20 protein-coding genes and 1 riboswitch are annotated in these 19782 nt (G+C 60.2%); of the genes, 17 read left to right on the top strand and 3 right to left on the bottom strand.

Annotation, left to right across the window (positions count from 1 at the left end; translation table 11 throughout):
- Positions 1-28 precede the first annotated feature (28 nt).
- The 5 genes from tatA (at position 29) to H2170_05840 (ending at position 4886) form a co-directional block, all read left to right on the top strand.
- On the top strand, positions 29-271 hold the full coding sequence (tatA, locus tag H2170_05860) for a twin-arginine translocase TatA/TatE family subunit (GenBank protein ID MCS6299612.1): 243 nt from the start codon (positions 29-31) through the stop codon (positions 269-271).
- 194 nt (positions 272-465) lie between these two features.
- Complete coding sequence (locus H2170_05855; protein ID MCS6299611.1) at positions 466-1482, top strand: rod shape-determining protein; 1017 nt, start codon at positions 466-468, stop codon at positions 1480-1482.
- Positions 1483-1588: 106 nt separating this feature from the next.
- Positions 1589-2359 carry a rod shape-determining protein MreC gene (locus tag H2170_05850; GenBank protein ID MCS6299610.1) on the top strand — a complete coding sequence of 257 codons (771 nt, stop codon included), beginning with the start codon at positions 1589-1591 and terminating at the stop codon, positions 2357-2359.
- Positions 2360-2363: 4 nt separating this feature from the next.
- Positions 2364-2888, top strand: coding sequence for a hypothetical protein (locus H2170_05845; protein ID MCS6299609.1), 525 nt, complete (start codon positions 2364-2366; stop codon positions 2886-2888).
- 3 nt (positions 2889-2891) lie between these two features.
- Positions 2892-4886 (top strand): peptidoglycan glycosyltransferase, encoded by a 1995-nt coding sequence (locus H2170_05840; protein ID MCS6299608.1) that lies wholly within the window; start codon positions 2892-2894, stop codon positions 4884-4886.
- A gap of 37 nt (positions 4887-4923) precedes the next feature.
- Here the strand turns inward: H2170_05840 and H2170_05835 are convergent, their stop codons facing one another.
- Positions 4924-5565: a DedA family protein gene (locus tag H2170_05835; GenBank protein ID MCS6299607.1), complete on the bottom strand. Its 642-nt coding sequence runs from the start codon at positions 5563-5565 to the stop codon at positions 4924-4926.
- A 139-nt stretch (positions 5566-5704) separates the two neighbouring features.
- A riboswitch (TPP riboswitch) is annotated at positions 5705-5818 on the top strand.
- Between the two features lie 64 nt (positions 5819-5882).
- On the opposite strand from H2170_05835, the gene thiC reads away from it, so the two are divergent.
- The 7 genes from thiC to moeB are packed head-to-tail and all read left to right on the top strand — an operon-like array spanning position 5883 to position 12505.
- A complete protein-coding gene (gene thiC, locus H2170_05830) occupies positions 5883-7826 on the top strand; it encodes a phosphomethylpyrimidine synthase ThiC (GenBank protein ID MCS6299606.1) in 1944 nt (647 codons plus the stop codon).
- 26 nt (positions 7827-7852) lie between these two features.
- Complete coding sequence (gene thiS, locus H2170_05825) at positions 7853-8056, top strand: sulfur carrier protein ThiS (GenBank protein ID MCS6299605.1); 204 nt, start codon at positions 7853-7855, stop codon at positions 8054-8056.
- Positions 8057-8064: 8 nt separating this feature from the next.
- Positions 8065-8688: a thiamine phosphate synthase gene (locus tag H2170_05820; protein ID MCS6299604.1), complete on the top strand. Its 624-nt coding sequence runs from the start codon at positions 8065-8067 to the stop codon at positions 8686-8688.
- Positions 8678-9319 carry a thiamine phosphate synthase gene (locus tag H2170_05815; GenBank protein MCS6299603.1) on the top strand — a complete coding sequence of 214 codons (642 nt, stop codon included), beginning with the start codon at positions 8678-8680 and terminating at the stop codon, positions 9317-9319. The genes H2170_05820 and H2170_05815 overlap by 11 nt, the downstream gene beginning before the upstream one ends.
- Positions 9320-9331: 12 nt before the next feature.
- The gene (locus tag H2170_05810; protein ID MCS6299602.1) at positions 9332-10123 is read left to right on the top strand and encodes a thiazole synthase; all 792 of its coding nucleotides are present in this window, start codon (positions 9332-9334) and stop codon (positions 10121-10123) included.
- Positions 10124-10168: 45 nt separating this feature from the next.
- Complete coding sequence (gene thiH / locus H2170_05805) at positions 10169-11314, top strand: 2-iminoacetate synthase ThiH (GenBank protein ID MCS6299601.1); 1146 nt, start codon at positions 10169-10171, stop codon at positions 11312-11314.
- 27 nt (positions 11315-11341) lie between these two features.
- Positions 11342-12505, top strand: a complete 1164-nt coding sequence (gene moeB / locus H2170_05800) for a molybdopterin-synthase adenylyltransferase MoeB (GenBank protein ID MCS6299600.1) — start codon at positions 11342-11344, stop codon at positions 12503-12505.
- On the opposite strand, the gene H2170_05795 is transcribed toward moeB, so the two are convergent.
- Complete coding sequence (locus H2170_05795) at positions 12497-13255, bottom strand: response regulator transcription factor (GenBank protein MCS6299599.1); 759 nt, start codon at positions 13253-13255, stop codon at positions 12497-12499. The genes moeB and H2170_05795 overlap by 9 nt on opposite strands.
- Before the next feature lie 161 nt (positions 13256-13416).
- Between H2170_05795 and H2170_05790 the strand changes: the two genes are divergently transcribed.
- The 4 genes from H2170_05790 to H2170_05775 all read left to right on the top strand — a co-directional run bounded on the left by H2170_05790 (position 13417) and on the right by H2170_05775 (position 16816).
- Entirely contained in the window at positions 13417-14277 is an 861-nt protein-coding gene (locus H2170_05790) for an ATP phosphoribosyltransferase (GenBank protein MCS6299598.1), read from the top strand.
- 24 nt (positions 14278-14301) lie between these two features.
- Positions 14302-15189, top strand: coding sequence for a carbon-nitrogen hydrolase (locus H2170_05785; protein ID MCS6299597.1), 888 nt, complete (start codon positions 14302-14304; stop codon positions 15187-15189).
- Between the two features lie 143 nt (positions 15190-15332).
- Entirely contained in the window at positions 15333-16337 is a 1005-nt protein-coding gene (locus H2170_05780) for an agmatine deiminase family protein (GenBank protein ID MCS6299596.1), read from the top strand.
- Between the two features lie 17 nt (positions 16338-16354).
- Positions 16355-16816 (top strand): hypothetical protein, encoded by a 462-nt coding sequence (locus H2170_05775; GenBank protein MCS6299595.1) that lies wholly within the window; start codon positions 16355-16357, stop codon positions 16814-16816.
- 53 nt (positions 16817-16869) lie between these two features.
- Here the strand turns inward: H2170_05775 and H2170_05770 are convergent, their stop codons facing one another.
- Positions 16870-18450: an IMP dehydrogenase gene (locus H2170_05770; GenBank protein ID MCS6299594.1), complete on the bottom strand. Its 1581-nt coding sequence runs from the start codon at positions 18448-18450 to the stop codon at positions 16870-16872.
- A 203-nt stretch (positions 18451-18653) separates the two neighbouring features.
- On the opposite strand from H2170_05770, the gene H2170_05765 reads away from it, so the two are divergent.
- The gene (locus H2170_05765; protein ID MCS6299593.1) at positions 18654-19739 is read left to right on the top strand and encodes an o-succinylbenzoate synthase; all 1086 of its coding nucleotides are present in this window, start codon (positions 18654-18656) and stop codon (positions 19737-19739) included.
- Positions 19740-19782: the final 43 nt, after the last annotated feature.

Below are 19782 nucleotides of genomic sequence, written 5' to 3'. Positions count from 1 at the left end.
TGACAGCCCCAACACTTTTTGTCGTACTATGAATAGCCTCTATTTTCCTATCGCTGCCTTTGGTTTAGGTGGAGCTGAACTCCTTCTCATTTTGGCCATCGTCGTGCTCCTTTTTGGTGGAGCAAAATTACCTGAGTTGGCGAGAGGCTTGGGTAAATCGATCAAGGAGTTTAAAAAGGCTTCCGCAGAAGGCGAAGCGGATTCCGCCGATTCCTCTGATAAAAAGGCCGCCGTTAAGCCTGAAGCCACCAAGACCCACGGTTCTAACTGATTTTAAGATTAAGTTCTTTCCTGCAAACGCGCCCTTGGGGCGCGTTTTTTTTTGCTAAACCCAAGCCCGAGTACACCCAACGCATTGGGCGTTTTTTTGGCTTAAGGGGCGGCATCCGTTTTCCCCTTTGACACTCACTCGCTTCGCTCGTTTGTAATCTTAACGGCGCAAGCGTCGCCGTATCTTTACAGCACATGGCATCGAATCTTTTCGGCTACTTCTCCAACGACATCGGCATCGATCTCGGCACCGCAAACACCCTCGTTTACGTTAAAGACAAGGGCATCGTTTTGCGTGAGCCCAGCGTGGTCGCCCTGGACACCGTCACCCGTAAGGTCCGCGCCGTGGGCGAAGAAGCCAAGAAGATGCTCGGGCGTACTCCCGGTAATATCACCGCCATCCGTCCAATGAAAGACGGCGTCATTGCCGATTTCGATGTGACCGAGGAGATGCTGCGCTATTTCATTCGAAAGGTGCACAATAACGCTCTGCGAGTGGCCCCACGTGTCGTAATCGCCATCCCGTCGGGCATCACTGAGGTTGAAAAGCGCGCAGTGAAGGACTCAGCCACTCATGCCGGTGCGCGTGATGTCATCACCATTCCAGAGCCTATGGCCGCCGCTATCGGCGTGGGTCTGCCTATCGATGAACCCGCAGCCAATATGATCGTGGATATCGGCGGTGGAACCACGGAAATTGCGATCATTTCTCTTTCAGGTATCGTGTTCTCCAAGTCGATACGTGTTGCAGGTGACGAACTGGACAGCGCGATCGTTAACTACATGAAGCGCGCGTACAACTTGCTCATCGGCGAACGTACGGCGGAGGAGATCAAGGTTCGCATCGGTTCGGCTTACCCGCTCGAGGAAGAGCTCACCATGGAGGTCAAGGGACGCGATTCGGTGGCCGGTTTGCCCAAGACGATTCACATCACCTCGCAGGAAATCCGCGAGGCGCTCAACGACCCCATCTCGGCAATCGTGGATGCAGTCCGTTCCACCTTGGAGCGCTGCCCGCCTGAGCTTTCCGCTGACCTAGTGGATCGCGGTTTTGTAATGGCGGGTGGCGGTGCGCTGATCCGTGGCATCGATCGCTTGCTGAGCGACAAGACCGGTCTTCCGGTGATTGTCGCTGACGATCCGCTTTCTGCCGTCGCTAACGGCACGGGCGCAGTCCTTAACGATCTCAATTGGGTGCTTCAGAACGTCTGAGCCGTTGCGATAGCTACTCTGCGATTACCGCCGCCCCGTGCCCCCTCAGCGTTTCGACCAGGCTAAACCGTTTGTCACGCTCGGCCTCGTCCTGCTTGCGTGGATTCTGCTGCCCACCGCGATCAAGCGCATGGCCAGAGTTAGTTTTTTCGAACTTCAGGCTCCGTTTGAAACCACGGCCTCTTACATCCGCGACCTGCAAACGTTCTGGTCGCTCAAAACCAGGCCAAAAAACGAGTTAATTGAGGCTGGTCGGGATCTGGCGCATCTAAACGCATCCTATGAAGTACGCTTGCAGCAGGATGCCAACCTGCGCGCCGAACTCGATCGCCTGGAGCGGGTGCTCAAGATGCCGCCTACTCCCGGATATCGCTCCGAAGTGGCGCGTGTTGTGCGGCGGGATTTCTCCTCCTGGTGGCAGCAATTGACCATCCGCAAGGGGCGCAACTACGGAATCGTCGAGGGTGCGCCCGTGATCTACGAAGGTGGAGTGGTGGGGCGTATTCGCGAAGTGTATGCGTACACCTCGGTGGTGGATTTGGTCAGCAGCCCGGGTGTTCGCATCGCCGCTGCTGCAGAGGGCGATACCCGCCCCGTAAGCTATCAAGGCGGTATCAATCCCACCTATGGGCCTGCTTTCGCAACGGTTGAATACGTGCCTCTTGATGTTTTTGTGACCCCCGCCACACCCCGTCGGTTGGTCACCTCTGGACTGGGCGGGGTGTTTCCGCCCAATCTCACCATCGGCTATTTGACCCGCGTTGAGCCCAGCACCGATGGCCTATTCAAATCAGGGGATGTTAAACTAGACGCGGGCCTATCCGATCTGAGTGAAGTGACAGTGCTGGTGCCGGAGGCCACGGCGCAGCGCGATTAACCGTATGAAACGCCGGGTGTTAATCCTTGTATCGGCTTCGCTGTTACTCGCGCTATTGCTGGGGCAACTCAACCACCAGCTCGCCACCTGGCAGGTACACGTATGGTGTGGCGGCTTATTCGTCGCGTTTGCTGGGCTGCGTATGGCCTATGGGCCTGGGGCGTCGGCCGCATTCCTTGCCGGCTTGTTACTTGATGCCAATGCGCCGGTTGCCTTCGGCACGCAGGGATTCCTTTTTCTCGCTGCTCATGCAGTTGTATTTACTCTGCGCGCAAGGGCTCCACGCGGTGAGGTCGCAGTCGGCGTGGTGGTCTCCTTGTTGGCCAATTTAGGGCTTTTTCTTGCCATGGGTTTTTTGCGCATTGATGAGGGGGGCGAGTCTGCCCGCGCTTGGATGCGCAGCTTTGCTGATCTGCTTTTTTCGCAGGTCGTGCTTGCGGTGATCGCCCCTTGGTTTTTTGCCATTCAACAAAGAGTGCTAGAGCGCACCGCAGGCACCACGCGTACGTATTCGAGCCGCTCGATTTGAGTCATGCCCTCAAATGGTAAAGATCGCGGGAATTTGGTTGAAACACACAAGGGGTACGACCCGAGGGTGATTGTTTTTTATCCCGTCATTGCCGTGCTGCTGCTCATTCTTGCGGGTGGCCTGGCTTATCAGCAACTATGGCTCACCGAGCGTTTTCACGAAAGTGAACGAAAGCAAAATCAGCGGCGCATTCTCGTGCCGGGGCCGCGTGGCAATATCTACGATCGCGAGGGACGGCCACTCGTGGCCAACCGGCCCCGGTTCGCCGTAACCCTCTATCTGGGCGAGTTGCGCAAAGACTTTCGAGCTGAATACATCCGTATCCGAAAAGCCTATCGTGCCGCCGGCGACAAGGACGTGCCCTCGGGTTCCCAGATGGAGCGCATCGCCCGCTTTACCGTCGTGCACCGTTACCTTGATCAGATAAACAGCACTCTGGGTCGGACTACGGAGCTCGACGCCGACGACCTTGATAAGCACTTCCATCGGCAACTGCTTTTGCCCTACCTGTTGGTCGACGACCTCAAAACTTCTGAGTATGCGCGCCTGATTGAACACCTGCCGGTGACTTCACCGCTTCAAGTTTACGCTTCCAGTATTCGTGACTATCCGCGCGGTTCCATCGCAGCTCATACGCTGGGTTACGTGACCAGTAATGATGCCCCGGACGCTTCCGATGATTTTCCGGGCGCTGAGCTCACCACGTTCAAGATGAAGGGCACCATTGGCCGTCAGGGGCTTGAGGCTCGTTTCGATGCGCATTTACAGGGGGAAACCGGCGGGGCGATTTACCGTGTCGATCCGGCCGGCTACCGGGTTAACCCGCCCTTATCCAAGCGGCAGCCGGTTCACGGGCACAACCTTCACACTTCGCTCGATGCGGAACTGCAAGCTGCCGCTGAGAAGGCCATGGCGGAAACCGAACTCGCAGGCGCTGCTGTAGCGTTGGATGTGCGCACCGGAGAGGTGTTGGTTTTGGCGAGCAAGCCCGATTACAGTCTTTTGGATTTTGTGCCGCACCTCGGGCATGTTGCAGCCCGCGACATCAATGAACGGGGTGCTTGGCTTAATCGTGCAACCCACGGTCTTTATCCACCTGGATCCTCCTTTAAAATCCTCACGACCATAGCCGGCCTACGCGCCGGCACGATCGACCCTGATGCCTTGGTGACTTGCACCGGTTACTATCAGGTGGGCGGCCGCAAGTTTCCCTGCCACGACGGTCACGCCCATGGGCCCATCAACTTAGTCACTGCCATCGAAAAGAGCTGTAACGTTTATTATTACAAGCAGGGGCTCGACATGGGTGTAGCGGGACTCGCCGCCGAGGCCCGTGCATACGGGTTTGGTCGCGCCAGCGGGATTGAAATCGCGGAGACCCGCGGCTCTCTGGTTCCCGACCCCGATTGGAAACTGGAGCGTCGCTCCGAGCGTTGGTATCCAGGCGACACCGCCAACCTCTCCATTGGACAGGGCGACCTGCTCGTTACACCTCTGCAGATGGCGGCTTTTATGGCCTCGGTTGCACGTGATGAGCGAACCACCCGCCCCACTATTCTTCATGAGGATAATCGCGGTGCGCAGCACAGCGCCCCGAGTGGGCTTACGCGTGAACAGTACGCCGCCTTGGTGGCCGGAATGGAGGCCTGCGCTCAAACAGGGACGGCGAAGGTGTTACAGTCGCCCTTCATGAAGATACCAGGGCTCAGCATTGCAGGGAAAACCGGTACGGCGCAGAAGCAGACGCCCAAAGGGGCGATTAACTTTGCCTGGTTCATTTGTTTTGCGCCGATCACAAACCCACAGGTTGCTATTGCCGTAGTGATGGAAGGGGACACTCCAGGTGAGGAAACGGCCGGTGGACGTTACGCCGTACCGGTTGCCGCTGCGATTTTACGGAAATGGGACGAGCAGAAAAAAGCCCGACCACTGGGTGTGTTGCCCAGCTTTATTTCCAGCCGTCCCGCTTCAACGATCAGTCCGCAGTCGAACCCGTAGTTTAGAAGTCCTGATTTGGCCGGGGACGCCAAGTGTATCAGGATTTCGGAGTCGCAAGGGCGGTCCTGCGACGCTGCCGCCACATGATGAATACAGTTATGCCGATGAGCACGATTCCGATACCGGCCCAGAGCGCATAGCCTTGGGACTTTCCCAAGGTCTGATTAAATTGCTCAAGGTCATCTTTGAACTTCCCCCAAAGCCAGTGGCCCAGCCACACAAAGACGGGAACGCTGATCAATGCCGCGCCCCCGTCGAAAAGGAGTAATTTCCAAAACGGGACTTTCATCGAACCGGCGGAAAAGAAGATGGGTGCACGTAATCCCGGTAAGAACCTGCCGATGAACAATCCCATCGGCCCGTAGCGGTCAAAAAAATCGACGACCTTTGCCTGTTTCTGGGGCGATACAATCCGCTGAAACCAACGGGATGTGAGCACCCAGCCGCCGACATGCCGACCGGCAAAAAAGGTAATGCAGTCGCCTCCAAGTACACCGGCATACATTAACAGGGCCACTTCGATCCATGATCGCCCTTGGTCCTGTGCAAGCACGCCGGCAGTGACCAAGACAATATCCTCCGGGATGGGTAGTCCCAGCCCGCATAACAGCAGAACAAAAAAGGGGCCCCAAAGTGAAAGAGGGGAGTTCTGAAAAAAGTTGAGTAGGGTCTCAAACATGAAAGGAAGTTGCATCAAACAGCGGGTGGCTCGCATGCCAAGGGTTTAAAGTAACCGGTTGCTCAACCTGCTGTGACTGCTCATCGCGCGAGCGTTAAATTAAGTTGAAACTTCCGCGCGGACCCCGTCTGTTCACGGCACATTTGTTTAGGCGAACCCGAGGCGTCGGGCTGAGACTGGGGCACGATCCGCCCCTCAAGCCTTCGAACCTGATGCGGTTAGCACCGTCGAAGGGAAAACGGAACCCGCCGCGCAGGCGTTGGGTTTTACGCTCCTGATGGCCTTGGTGACCGCACGCAACTCACCTCCTTACCATCATGTCCACCTCCGCCACCAAGACCGAGCCCGCCGATTCATCGGCCAACCGCCGCGAGTTCCCCGCGTCCACCCGCGTTTACGTCACCGGCAGTCGTCCCGACTTGCGCGTGCCCATGCGCGAGATCGCTCTGTCGCCCACTCAGTTGCCCAACGGCACCGAGGTGGTCAACGAGCCGGTGCGCGTTTACGACACCTCCGGGGCGTGGGGCGATGCCGCTTTCCACGGTGATTCCTCCCAGGGCCTGCCCAAGATCCGCCACGCCTGGATCACCGAACGCGGTGATGTGGATCAGGTCGACGGCCGTGAAATCAAGCCGATCGACGACGGTTATCTCTCCGAAGGCCACCGCGCCCAAGCCGAGGCCGAGGGCCGTCGCAATCCGATCAAGTTCTTCGATCGTGGCGCCAACAAAGTCCTGCGCGCCAAGCCGGGCAAGGTTGTCACCCAGCTCGCCTATGCCAAGGCGGGCATCATCACCCCCGAGATGGAGTTCATCGCCATCCGTGAGAACATGAAGCTGCAGCGCTCGCGTGACCTGTTGGAGATGACCGAGCAGGGCCCGCGCAACTCCCTTTGGCGCCAGCACGGTGGCCAGTCCTTCGGCGCCGCCATCCCCAAGGAAATTACCCCTGAGTTTGTCCGTTCCGAGATTGCCCGGGGCCGTGCCATCATTCCGGCTAACATCAACCATCCCGAGCTCGAGCCGATGATCATCGGCCGCAACTTCCTGGTTAAGATCAACACCAACATTGGTAACTCCGCCGTCGCGTCCTCGATCGACGAGGAGGTCGAGAAAATGCGCTGGTCGGTCAAATGGGGTGGCGACACCTTGATGGATCTTTCGACCGGCAAAAACATTCACCAGACCCGCGAATGGATTCTGCGTAATTGCCCGGTCCCCGTGGGCACCGTACCCATTTATCAAGCACTGGAAAAAGTCGGTGGACGTCCCGAGGCGCTGACCTGGGAGATTTTCCGCGACACGCTCATCGAGCAGGCCGAGCAGGGCGTGGATTATTTCACGATCCACGCCGGGGTGCTGTTGCGCTACATTCCGATGACGGCGCGCCGCATGACGGGCATTGTTTCCCGCGGCGGCTCGATCATGGCCAAGTGGTGCCTGGCCCATCACAAGGAGAACTTCCTCTACACCCACTGGGATGACATCTGCGACATCATGGCCGCTTACGACGTGTCGTTCTCCATCGGTGACGGACTTCGCCCCGGCTCCATCGCCGACGCCAATGACGAGGCCCAGTTCGGCGAACTCAAAACGCAGGGTGAACTCACCAAACGCGCTTGGGCTCGCGGCGTGCAGGTCATGAACGAAGGCCCGGGCCACGTTCCCATGCACATGATCGCCGAGAACATGGAAAAGCAGTTGGAGTGGTGCGACGAGGCGCCGTTCTACACCCTCGGGCCGCTCACAACCGATGTCGCCCCCGGTTACGACCACATCACCAGCGGCATCGGTGCGGCCATCATCGGCTGGCACGGTTGCGCGATGCTCTGTTACGTGACGCCCAAGGAGCACCTCGGCCTGCCCAACCGCGACGACGTGCGCACCGGTGTGATCACCTACAAGATCGCCGCCCATGCCGCCGATTTGGCCAAAGGCCATCCTGCTTCCCAATACCGCGACAACGCTCTCAGCAAAGCGCGATTCGAGTTCCGCTGGCAGGACCAGTTTAACCTCTCGCTCGATCCGGATCGCGCCCGTGAATACCACGACGAAACGCTGCCCCAGGATAGCGCCAAGACCGCGCATTTTTGCTCCATGTGCGGCCCTCAGTTCTGCTCGATGCGCATCAGCGACGACATTCGCCGCTACGCCGACGAGAACAACCTGAACACCTCCGAGGCGATTGAGGCCGGCATGAAGGCCAAGTCCGCGGAGTTCCATGCCGCCGGCGGGGAAATCTATCTCGAGGAAAAGAAATAATCCGCCGCAGTCCCCGTCTCCCGCTCATGAACATTCGCGTCAACGATCAGCCGCGCGAGGTCGTGGCCGACACCGCACTCGCCGAGTTGGCGCGTGTGCTCGGCTTGGGCGAGCGCAAAGGCGTGGCTATCGCTCTCAACGACGAGGTGGTGCCGCGCGCCGCTTGGGCGGGGCGCAAGCTCATTGAGGGGGACCGCGTCCTCGTCATCCAAGCCACTCAAGGCGGTTAAAAGCTCCCGTGCGCCTGATTGTCATCTCCCCCGAAGCTGAAGACGCCCGCGAGCCCGCCGTGCTCGCGGAACTCTTCAGTGCCGGGCTGACGCATTATCACCTGCGCAAGCCAGCTTGGAGCCGTGCGCAACTCGCCACGTGGCTCCGGGCGCTGCCGGAATCGGTGCATGCACGCATCGTGTTACACACGCACCACGACCTCGCAGGTGAATTCGCCGTGGGTGGCATCCACGACCGCGACCAGCCAACCCAGCCAAAGTGTCACCTAATAGGTGACACTTTGCGGTCGTCAGTCCGGCTGCGTAGTCGTGCGGTGCACACGTTGTCCACGCTGCGAGATTCTCTCGGCGACTACGACCGACTGCTGGTTAGCCCGGTGTTTAACTCCATTTCCAAGACCGGCCATGGTCCTTCGGCGGACTTCGTTTTTACCGATCTTAAGGCGCTCCTTTCGCTCCCGCGCCGCGCCGAAGTCGTGGCCCTCGGCGGCATCGACGCCGACCGGATTCCATCCTGCCGCGACTACGGTTTCGATGGTGTGGCCGTGCTCGGCGCCGTCTGGCAGGCCGCCGATCCAGTGCGCGCGTTCAATCAACTCAATCACGCCTGTCGTTACGCCCATGCCGCTTGATCCCGCCCACTTTCCTCCGGTCATGGCCCTCACTTTGGACGGTCTGCCGCTGTCCCATGCCGACCAAGCCCGGGCGCTCGTCGCCGCCGGCGCCGGCTGGATCCAGCTCCGGGTCAAAAACACCGCTGCCGACCTTTGGCTGGCCACCGCCCGCGAGGTCGTGGCCATCTGCCACGAGGGTGGGGCGCTCTGCACCATTAACGACAACTTGGACATCGCGCTCGCCGCCGAGGCCGACGGGGTTCACCTCGGCCAACACGATGAGGATTGGATCGCCGCCCGCGCCCGCCTCGGCCCCGAAAAACTCCTCGGCGGTACCGTCAACGACGCCGATGCGGCCCGCCGTGCAGCTGCCGCTCACGTGCTCGATTACGTTGGCATCGGCCCGCTGCGTTTCACCGCGACCAAACAAAAACTGGCCCCCGTCCTTGGCCTCGACGGCATCGCCAGCCTGCTGCCGCTCCTCGGCGGTTTGCCGGCCTGGGCCATCGGTGGAGTCCAACCCGCCGACCTACCCGCCCTGCGCCGCGCCGGTCTGGCCGGCGTCGCCGTCTCGTCGTCCCTCTACGTTAACACCCAGGTCTCCGCCAACCATGCCGCCTTCCTCGCCGCTTGGTCCGAGTCCTCCTGATCCGTATTCACCATGAAAACATCCCCCCTCGTCATTGCCGGTGTCACGCTCCGCTCCCGCCTTTTTCTCGGCACGGGTAAATACAGCTCCGGGTCCGTGATGGCCGCGAGCCTGGCCGCCTCGGGGGCCGAGCTTGTCACCATGGCGTTGCGCCGGGTGCGCACCGACGGCGCGCCCGACGACATCATCGACCACCTCGATGCCCAGCAGTACAGGCTCTTGCCCAACACCTCAGGCGTGCGCAACGCCAAGGAGGCTATCCTAGCTGCCGAACTGGCGCGCGAAGCCCTTGGCACGAACTGGCTGAAGCTGGAAATTCACCCCGATCCGAAATACCTCATGCCGGACGCGATCGAGACGCTGCTCGCCACCCGCGAGCTGGTGAAACGCGGCTTCGTGGTGCTGCCCTACGTTCACGCCGACCCGGTGCTGTGCAAACAGCTCGAAGAAGCCGGTGCCGCCGCCGTGATGCCGCTGGGTGCCCCCATCGGCAGTAACCTCGGACTGGAGACGCGCGCGTTTTTGGAAATCATCATCGCCCAGTCGCGCGTGCCGGTTGTCATCGACGCCGGACTCGGCACGCCCTCGCATGCCGCCGCCGCCCTTGAGATGGGGGCCGATGCCGTCCTGGTTAACACCGCGATTGCCGCTGCCACCGACCCGGTTGCGATGGGCGCGGCCTTCAAGCTGGCGGTCGAAGCCGGCCGTCTTGGTTACGAAGCCGGGCTGGCCGGACGCGCGTCCAAAGTCGCTCCCGAAGCCCACGGCACCTCGCCGCTCACCGCATTCCTTTCGGGCGTTTAGCCCCTCGCTGGCGTCGCCACCTCGCCTGATTTATCCCGACCGCCCATGACCTTCGTCGACACCTGGAAACAACACGACTTCTCCGCCGTGTCCGCGTCCATAACCATGCGTACCGCCGACGATGTGAGCCGCGCCCTAGCCAAGCAGGGCAGGGCGCTCAACCTCGACGACCTCGCCGCGTTGCTCTCACCCGCTGCCGCGCCCTTTCTCGAGGAGATGGCCGCCCTGAGCCACCGGCTGACCGTCGCCCGCTTTGGTCGCACGATGCAGCTTTATGCGCCGATGTACCTGACCAACGTCTGCGCGAACATCTGTAGCTACTGCGGCTTTAGTGCGCAAAACCGCATCCCTCGCAAGGCCCTCGACGACGCCGAAATTCTCGCAGACGGCAAGGCGGTCGCGGCCTACGGGTTTGACCACCTTCTTCTCGTGACCGGCGAGTCCTCCCGCTACGGCTTCGACTACCTGCAAAACGCCTTTCGCCTCCTGCGCCCCCATTTCTCCAGTCTTTCCATGGAGGTTCAGCCGTTGGAAGAAGCCGAATATGCAGCGCTCACCGCTGAAGGACTGAGCGCGGTGTTGGTGTATCAGGAAACCTATGATCCCGCAGTCTACCCGAAGCATCACCTAAAGGGGCCAAAGGCCGACATGGCCTATCGCCTCGATACGCCTGACCGGCTCGGCCGCGCCGGCGTTAAAAAAATCGGGCTGGGTGCACTCTACGGTCTTTCCGATTGGCGAGCTGAGTCCTGGTTTTTGGGACTGCACCTGCAGTACATGGAGAAATACTATTGGCGCACCCGCTACAGCCTGTCGTTTCCCCGATTACGCCCGCATGAGGGTAACGAGATCCCGGTTACGCCGTTTAACGAAAGGGAACTTGTCCAGGCGGCCTGCGCCTTCCGTCTCTTTAGCCAAGAGATCGAGTTGTCGCTTTCGACCCGTGAAAGCCCGCATTTCCGCAACCACGCCTACCAACTCGGGTTCACCTCCATGAGCGCGGGTTCTCGCACCAATCCGGGCGGTTACGCCAGTGAACCGGAGTCGTTGGAACAGTTTGCCATCAACGACGACCGCCCCCCCGCAGAAGTCGCCGCTTTCCTTAAATCAGTCGGCTACGAACCCGTCTGGAAGGACTGGGACGCCAGCTATGACGGGGCGAACGCGCCTGTCGTGGTGGCCGCCAATTGATGGTTATTCGCGCTTAAAATCCGTACAATGTCCTTCACCGCCGACGAACTCGCCCGCTATCAACGCCACCTGTCGCTCGCCGGCTTCGGCCCCGAGGCGCAGGCGTCGCTTCAGCGCAGCCGCGTGCTGGTGATCGGCGCCGGCGGACTCGGTTGCCCGATACTGCTCTACCTCGCCGCCGCCGGGGTCGGGCAACTCACGATTATCGATGCCGACACGGTCGACGTCTCCAATCTTCAGCGACAGATTTTGTTTACGACCGCCGACGCCGGACAACCCAAGGCGGTGGTGGCTGCCCAGCGTCTGCGATCTCTCAATCCCTGTATCGCGATCACTCCCCTCGTAGCCCGCCTCAATCGCGCCAATGCACTTGAGCTGATTCGCGCCCACGACCTAGTGGTTGACGGGTCCGATAATTTTGCGACGCGCTACCTGGTTAACGATGCCTGTGTGCTCGCCGAGCGGCCGTTGGTTTACGGGGCGATTCAGGGGTTTGAGGGTCAAGCCAGCGTGTTTAACTATAAAAACGGGCCGACGTACCGCTGTCTTTTCCCCGAGCCACCCGCACCCGGTACGGTTCCAAACTGCGCGGAAGCGGGCGTACTCGGCGTGTTACCCGGGTTCATCGGCACGGTGCAGGCCACGGAAGCGATCAAGATTCTCACCGGGATCGGTGAGCCGCTCTCGGGCCGACTGCTGCTGTGGAATTCACTCACCATGACGTCGCGCACGCTGCGTTTCGACGCCGATCCCGCCAGTCGGGCGATCACGGGTTTACCGCCTGAAGGCTATGGGGAAACCTGTGCGCTGTCCCTGGCGGGTGAGGGCAACGTCGATGAAGTTACTCTCGCCGAGTTCCATGCCGAGCAACGCGCAGCGACCGCCGGTGGCGCTTCACCGCTGCAACTCATCGACGTGCGCGAATACTGGGAGCGCGTGCTCGGGATGATTGAACCCTCGGTACATGTACCGCTTGGGCTGTTGGGCACGGACGGGGCTGGCGCTGTGCTCGCGGCGCTTGATCCCAGTCGACCAACGGTGGTGTTTTGTGCTGGGGGCGTGCGCAGTATGAAGGCGCTTGTATCGCTGCGCTCGTTACATCGTTTTACCGCTCTTCGCAGCCTGCAGGGTGGCTACAAGGCCTGGCTTGCCTTAGCTTCGGCCAAGCAGGCTCCGCTTGCGTTAAGCTGACGTAGAGCCCGGTGCCGTATCATCGTCCGGGCCAAAGCAGTAACCCACGCCATGGACGGTGCGGAACGAGTCGAGGCTATGGCCGTTACGCTTAAATAGATCGCGGATCTTGACGATGTATTGGTCCAGTGAGCGGCTTTGTACGTCGGCGTGGATGCCCCAAACGGCGTGGATGAGTTCTTTGCGCGTAATCACGGAGCCGCGATGTTCATTAAGGAAAGCGAGAATCCCCAATTCTTTACGGCCAATGCCTTCCTTTTTCTCGCCGGCAAAGGTGATTTCAAGGCGTAGGGGGGACACTAGCGCGCCGCATAATTCAAAGGCGGTGTCACCCGTGCGGACGTTTTTGGTGAGATTGAGGTCTTGGTTCGACTCGGCACGGCGCAAAACGGCGCGGATGCGTGCTACCAATTCAGGGAAACTAAACGGCTTGGTGATGTAATCGTCGCCACCGAGTTCAAGGCCGCGGACCTTGTTTTCCTCCAACGTATTCCCGGTTAAAAATATGGTGGGAACGTGAATGTCTAGGGCGTGGAGTTCGGCTAGAAAGGCAAAGCCCGTCTGGTCGGGCAGGTTGACATCAAGTAACAACAGGTTGGCAAAGTTGTTTTTTAGAAAACGCTGGGCAAGTGAACACCGGTTGTACGCCTGGGTTTGCATGCCGGCCGCCTCCAAATGCACGCAGATCAGCTCGGAAAGGGCAGGCTCGTCTTCGATGACTAGTACAAGGGGCTTAGGTTCAGCTCGCATATAATGGGGGCATGGCGGTGCGACTAACTTAGCTAATTTTTACAATTAAACTACTTTGTCAAAAGAAACGTCCCTCGCGGAGGGCCGGAGTTGCGAATAAACTTGAACGCTCGGTTTGCGAAGTGTCCCTTCGCCGCGTGTCTGCAAACGCTCCCCTGCTCATGCTCGGGCTGCCCAAGGGCAGCCTTGAGGAATCCACCAAGAACCTGTTCGCCAAGGCGGGCTGGAAGATCACTACGAGTTCGCGCTCCTACAAGCCGTCGATTGACGACCCGGAGCTCGATGGACGTTTCGTGCGCGCCCAAGAGGTGAGCCGTTATGTCGAACATGGTTTTTTCGACTGTGGTCTGACCGGCTACGACTGGGTTCAGGAAAACAACTCCGACGTCATCGAGGTCTGCGACTTGGTTTACAGTCGTGCGTCCACGCTGAAATCCCGCTGGGTGCTGTGCGTGCCAGAGTCCTCGTCAATTTATAAGCCCGAGGATCTCGCCGGTAAGCGCGTGGCCACCGAGCTGATGAACACCACCAAGCGCTACTTTGCCGAAAAGGGCATCGCCGCCGAAATCGAGTTTTCCTGGGGAGCCACCGAAGTTAAGGTGCCTGACCTCGTCGATGCCATTGTGGATATTACCGAGACTGGTTCCTCGCTGCGCGCCAACAAGCTGCGCATCGTCGACACTCTACTTTACACCAACACCAAGCTCATCGCCAACAAGGCCAGCTGGGCAAATCCAGCTAAGCGCAAGAAGATCGAAACCATCGCCCTTCTTCTTAGTGGAGCCCTGGAAGCGGGCAGCAAGGTCGGCCTCAAACTGAACCTGCCCAAAGCCTCGCTCGACGCCCTTCTTAAAGCACTGCCTTCCTTGCGTAACCCGACGATCTCCCCACTCAGTTCGCCTGATTGGGTCGCCGTCGAGACGATCATCGATGAGAGCGTGGTGCGCGAAATCATCCCGCAACTCAAAGAGCTCGGGGCTGAAGGCATCGTCGAGTATCCGCTCAACAAGGTCGTTTACTAACGTTTCGGTTTCTCCGTCCTCCTCATGTCCAAGCCCAAGCTCGTCACGCTCGGTCTGCTGCAGCACGCCTGCGCAGCAGACCCGAAGGCCAACCTCAAGAAAACCCTCGCCCTCACTGAGAAGGCCGCCAAGCAAGGCGCCCAGATCATCTGCACGCAGGAGCTCTTCCGCTCGCAGTATTTCTGTCAGGCCGAGGACCATAAGTACTTTGAGTTAGCCGAGTCGATTCCCGGCCCCAGCACCGAGGCGTTTCAAAAAATCGCCAAGAAGCACGGGGTGGTGATCGTCGCCTCGCTGTTCGAAAAGCGCGCCAGCGGTCTCTATCACAACACCGCCGTCATCATCGATGCCGACGGCTCGTTGCTGGGGATTTACCGCAAGATGCACATTCCGGACGACCCGTTGTTTTACGAGAAGTTTTACTTCACGCCCGGCGACACCGGCTTCAAGGCTTGGGATACCAAGTTCGGCAAGATCGGCGTGCTCATCTGCTGGGATCAGTGGTATCCCGAGGGCGCCCGCCTCACGGCGATGCAGGGAGCGGAAATCCTGTTTTATCCGACCGCCATCGGCTGGCATCCGTCCGAGAAATCCGAATACGGCGTCAATCAGCATGGCGCCTGGGAGCTCATTCAGCGTTCGCACGCGGTGGCCAATGGCTGCTACGTTGCGGCGATCAATCGTATCGGTCTTGAGCAGCCCATCGGTGGCGACGGGCTGGAGTTCTGGGGCCAGAGTTTCGTGGCCGGCACCAGCGGGCAGATCCTCGCCAAGGCCAGCGTCGACAAGGAGGAAATTCTCCTCGTTCCCGTGGAGTTGGGCAAAGTCGACGTGACGCGCACCCATTGGCCTTTCCTGCGCGACCGGCGCATCGACGCCTACGGGGACCTCACCAAGCGTTTTATCGACTGATTCTAACTGGCAGGAGCCCTTGGTGGGCGTGATTTAAACCGCCCCCACCTCGGGTTTTTTCGCCCCTTACGGGCTCCAGCCTCCCGACCTATTTCATTGTGGCTAAATTAACGAAACAAACGCCCGCCGAACTCGGCTTCCGCATGCCCGCCGAGTGGGCTCCGCAAACGGCCATCTGGCTATCGTGGCCGCACAAGCGCGCATCCTGGCCCGGCCAGTTCCGCCCCATCCCGTATGTGTTTGCCGGGATCGTGGCCCAGATCAGCCGCTTCGAACAGGTGCGAATCAACATCGCCGCGCCGTTGCAGAAACGCGCCTGGTCGCTAATCACCAAGGCCGGTGCCGATCTCACCAAGGTCACCTTCTACGATCATCCCACCAACGATGCGTGGTGCCGCGATCACGGGCCGATTTTTGTTAAAAACCCGCTCACGGGCGAAGTGGCCGTGACCGACTGGGTTCACACCGCCTGGGGTGGCAAATACCCGCCCTACGACCTCGATAACACCATCCCGCCGCTCGTCGCCAAAAAGCTAAAGCTGCGCCGGTTTGAAAACGGCATGGTGCTCGAGGGCGGTTCCCTTGACGTCAATGGCGAGGGCCTGCTCCTCACCAGCGAGCAATGCCTGCTCAACAAAAACCGTAACCCGCATCTCTCCCGTGAGCAGATCGAGCAAAATCTGAAGGATTACCTCGGGGTGACGCAGGTGCTCTGGGTCGGCGACGGCATCATCGGTGACGACACCGACGGCCACATCGACGACATCACGCGCTTCTACAAAACCGACGGTTTCATCACCGTGGTCGAGTCGAACAAACGCGACGCCAATCACAAAATTTTGGCCGAAAACCTGGAGCGGCTAAAAGCCTTCCGAACCCCCAAGGGTAAAAAATTCGACATCGTCGAGTTGCCCATGCCCAAGCCGTTCGCCTTCCAAGGCCAGCCGGTGCCGGCCAGCTACGCGAATTTCCTCATCATTAATGGCGCGGTGCTCGTGCCCAACTTCCGCCAAAAGAAACGTGACGCCGAGGCCAATGCCATCATCGCGTCCTGCTTCCCTGGTCGTGAGATCATTCCAATTGATTGCTACGATTTGATCTGGGGCCTGGGTACCTTGCATTGCATTTCCCAGCAGCAGCCCGCCTAAAGTCCGTCTTTTTTTCAATGAAATCGACCGTCCGTTTCTTACTTGCCGCTGTTTGTCTGGCCCTCGGCGGCTGCGAATCCACGCGCCATGAAGTGGCCGCCAGCGTGAAGGAAAAGTTCACCGGACCGACCTATGTTCGGCGGGTTTATGCCGCCGACCTTCGTTCGGTGTTCGACGTTGCCCGTGCAAACGCCGAGCGGCTTGGGTTCCGGATTACCCGGGCCGGGGCCGCTCAAGGTGTACTCGACGGGGTGAGTCGGTTGACGAGCGATGATCGGCTCCGCGGGAGTCGCCAGCAGACGATCAAGGTTCGCCTTGTTGCTACTGCGGAGGGCGGCACGGAGCTCGCGGTTTTGTTCACCGAAATCATCGAGGATGATTTCGACAAAGGGGCAGGGCAGGGAATCGAGACCTCGTTGCGCGACCACCCGCTGTACGCGAGTTTCTTTGCCGGGTTCAGTGCGCTTCCAGTTCGGTAAAACGGCAGTGGGGACGGAGCGGGCGAGAGCCTCCTCCGCCCCTTTTTTTCGGCTTACCCCTTGGTCTGTGTCTTAATTTCCACTACGTCGTGAGGTGCGGCTTCTTTCTGGCCGGCCGGTGACACGCGGATGTAGCGGGCCTTTGAGCGCAGGGTGGCGAGATCCTTGGCCCCCAGGTAACCCATGCCGCTTTGCACGCCGCCGACCAAGGTGGCGAGCACCTCGTCAGCCGAACCGGAGACTTCCTTAAGCGCCTCGATGCCCTCGGCGGTGAGTTTGCGGGAGGTGTCGGTTTTGTCGTGGCCGTAACGCGCCGCGCTGCCGGCCTTCATCGCGCTGATCGAACCCATGCCGCGGTACTGTTTAAAGAGCTTGCCGTTGATCTCCATGATTTCGCCCGGCGCCTCGCGGCAACCCGCCAACAGTCCGCCCAAGATTACCGCATCGGCGATCGTGAGAGCTTTGACGATGTCTCCCGACTTGGTGATGCCGCCGTCGGCGATGATTTTAACGCCACGGGCTTTGGCTCCTTGGGCGGCCACGTAGAGCGCCGTCAGCTGCGGAATACCCACGCCGGCGACGACGCGGGTGGTGCAGATAGAACCGGGCCCCTGGCCGACTTTGATCGCGCTGGCGCCGCATGAAGCGAGGTAATCGACGCCGGAGGCGCTGGTCACGTTGCCCGCGATGATCGTCAGGTGCGGGAAGGCTTCGCGCACCAGTTTAACGATGTCGCCTACTCCGGCGGTGTGACCGTGGGCAGTGGAAACCGCCACCGCGTCGATGTGCTCGTCCACCAATTGGCCGACGTGGGTGATGATTTTGTCGCGATCGAGCGAGCCGTCCGGCAGGCGCACCGGGGCGATTGCAGCCCCGACTACGAGGCGAAAATCATTGTCGCGGGACGGCTTCCGGCGCGATTTCGATTCAGAGAGGATGCGGTCGATATCCGAGAACGTGACCAAGCCCCGGAGCCGATCGTTGTCATCCACCACGAGCATTTTGTGGATGCCCATGTGCTCGCTGAAGAAGGCGTCGGCCGCCTTGATCGGGTCGGGCTGGAGGGCTTTTTCGTGGATGGTGAGGATGTCGCGGCGGGGAGTCATCGCCTCAGCCACCGATTTGGTTTTGTAGCGGTCGCGCACGGTGCTGCCGGAGAGCAGGCCGACGAGTTTACCGGCCTCATCGACGACAGGGAAGGTGCGGAAATCGAATTTGCGGTTCTCGACGAGGGCGAGCACGTCGCCGACCAACTGGTGCGGCGAGACGGTAATCGGGTCTTGAATGAGCCCGTGAATGTGGCGTTTGACGCGGGCGACTTCCTTCACCTGGTCGCGCGCGGGCATGTTGTAATGGATCAAACCAAGGCCGCCGTTAAGCGCCATAGAGATGGCCATGCGTGCCTCGGTGACGGTGTCCATGTCGGACGAGATAACCGGAATGGAAAGCCGGAGGGCGTCGGACAGGGCGGTCGAAGTGTCGGCGTCCTTGGGCAGAATCTCCGAGTAAAGCGTTGCCAGTGAGACGTCGTCGAAGGTGAGTGCGACGGGCAGATTGGCCCGAAAGAAGATGTCGGCGGGCTGATAAAATTCGGCGTCGAACGCGTGAGCTAGGGACGTGGCAACCATTGTCATAAGTTGCCGAGAAGGGAGTAGGCCCCGCCCGCCAAAGCGCAAAGTTTTTTTGGCACTATGCGAGGTGTCGGTGAAATCAGGCGGCGCATGGCGGCTTGATTGCGGCGCAACCGCTGGGGAATAAAACGACGCTGGAGGCTTTTCTTTGTTCAGCTGCAGCTCTTAATCACGAAAATTTCAGCCGTGTTCCATTAACTCACGCCATGCGCCTGCGCCTCTCTTTTCGCACCTATGCTTTGCCGTTTCGCACGCCGTTGCGAACGGCGCATGGCTTTTGGGCGGTGCGCGAAGGTCTGATCGTGCGCCTCATCACCGAGTCGGGACAAACCGGTCTGGGGGAGGCCGCGCCGATTCCCTGGTTTGGCACCGAGTCGCTCGACGAGATCACCGCATCACTCGCAGCCCTCGGTGAATGGGTCACGCCGGAGCAACTCGCCGCCGTTCCGGTGCGGTTGGGCTGCCTGCGCTTTGCGCTGGCGGAAGCGTTGGCGCGGGTGGCGGGGGCGCGCGATCTGCAGGAGCAATCAGGCAACACGGGCGGGACGCCCGTGCCACTCCCGTCGCCCTCCGCCCCCTATTTGCCGGTCGCCGCCTTGCTCCCGGCCGGACGCGCGGCCCTGGCGGCGATTTTACCCAAAGCGGAACTCGGTTTTCGTACGTTTAAGTGGAAGGTCGGCGTCGCTGATCCCGCCGACGAACTCGCGCTGCTCGACGACGTGATCGCCGCCTTGCCCGACGGCGCGAAACTCCGCCTCGACGCCAATGGGGCGTGGGAGGCAAAGGTCGCCGCTCGCTGGTTAAACCGTGCCGCCGACTGCCCCATCGAATTTATCGAGCAGCCGTGTTTCGCTCCGTCTAAATACGGCGTGACGGAGGTGCGGCGCATGGAAGACGTGCTGCGAGGCTTGGCGGCGGATTACCCGACCCCGATTGCGCTGGATGAATCGCTGGTGGGGGCGAGCGACATTGAGCGCTGGTTGGCGGCCGATTGGCGGGGCGTGTGGGTGATCAAACCCGCGCTGCTGGGCGATGCGGAAGTCATGCTGGCGCGTCTCGCTGCGGCGCGCGCCGATGTGGTGTTTTCCACGGCGCTGGAGACGGCGGTGGGCGCGCAAGCCATCCTGCGGCGTGCGTTCGCTTGGCCCGTGGAAAAGCCGCGTGCGCTCGGTTGCGGGGTCTGGCCGCTGTTTGCCGATAACGCGTTTAACGGTCCGTTTTCCGCGCCGTTTTTCCGCGCCGAAGATGTGGCGAGACTCGACCCGGAGGCCGTGTGGAACGCGCTGAATTGATCCGCTTGCTCGGTGCGATCCCGCCGCCGTTTACCGAGGGATC

This window comes from Opitutus sp., from assembly GCA_024998815.1.
Lineage (GTDB): Bacteria > Verrucomicrobiota > Verrucomicrobiia > Opitutales > Opitutaceae > Rariglobus.
Note: the sequence above shows the minus strand (reverse complement) of the source record. Positions and strands in the feature narration are given on the sequence as shown.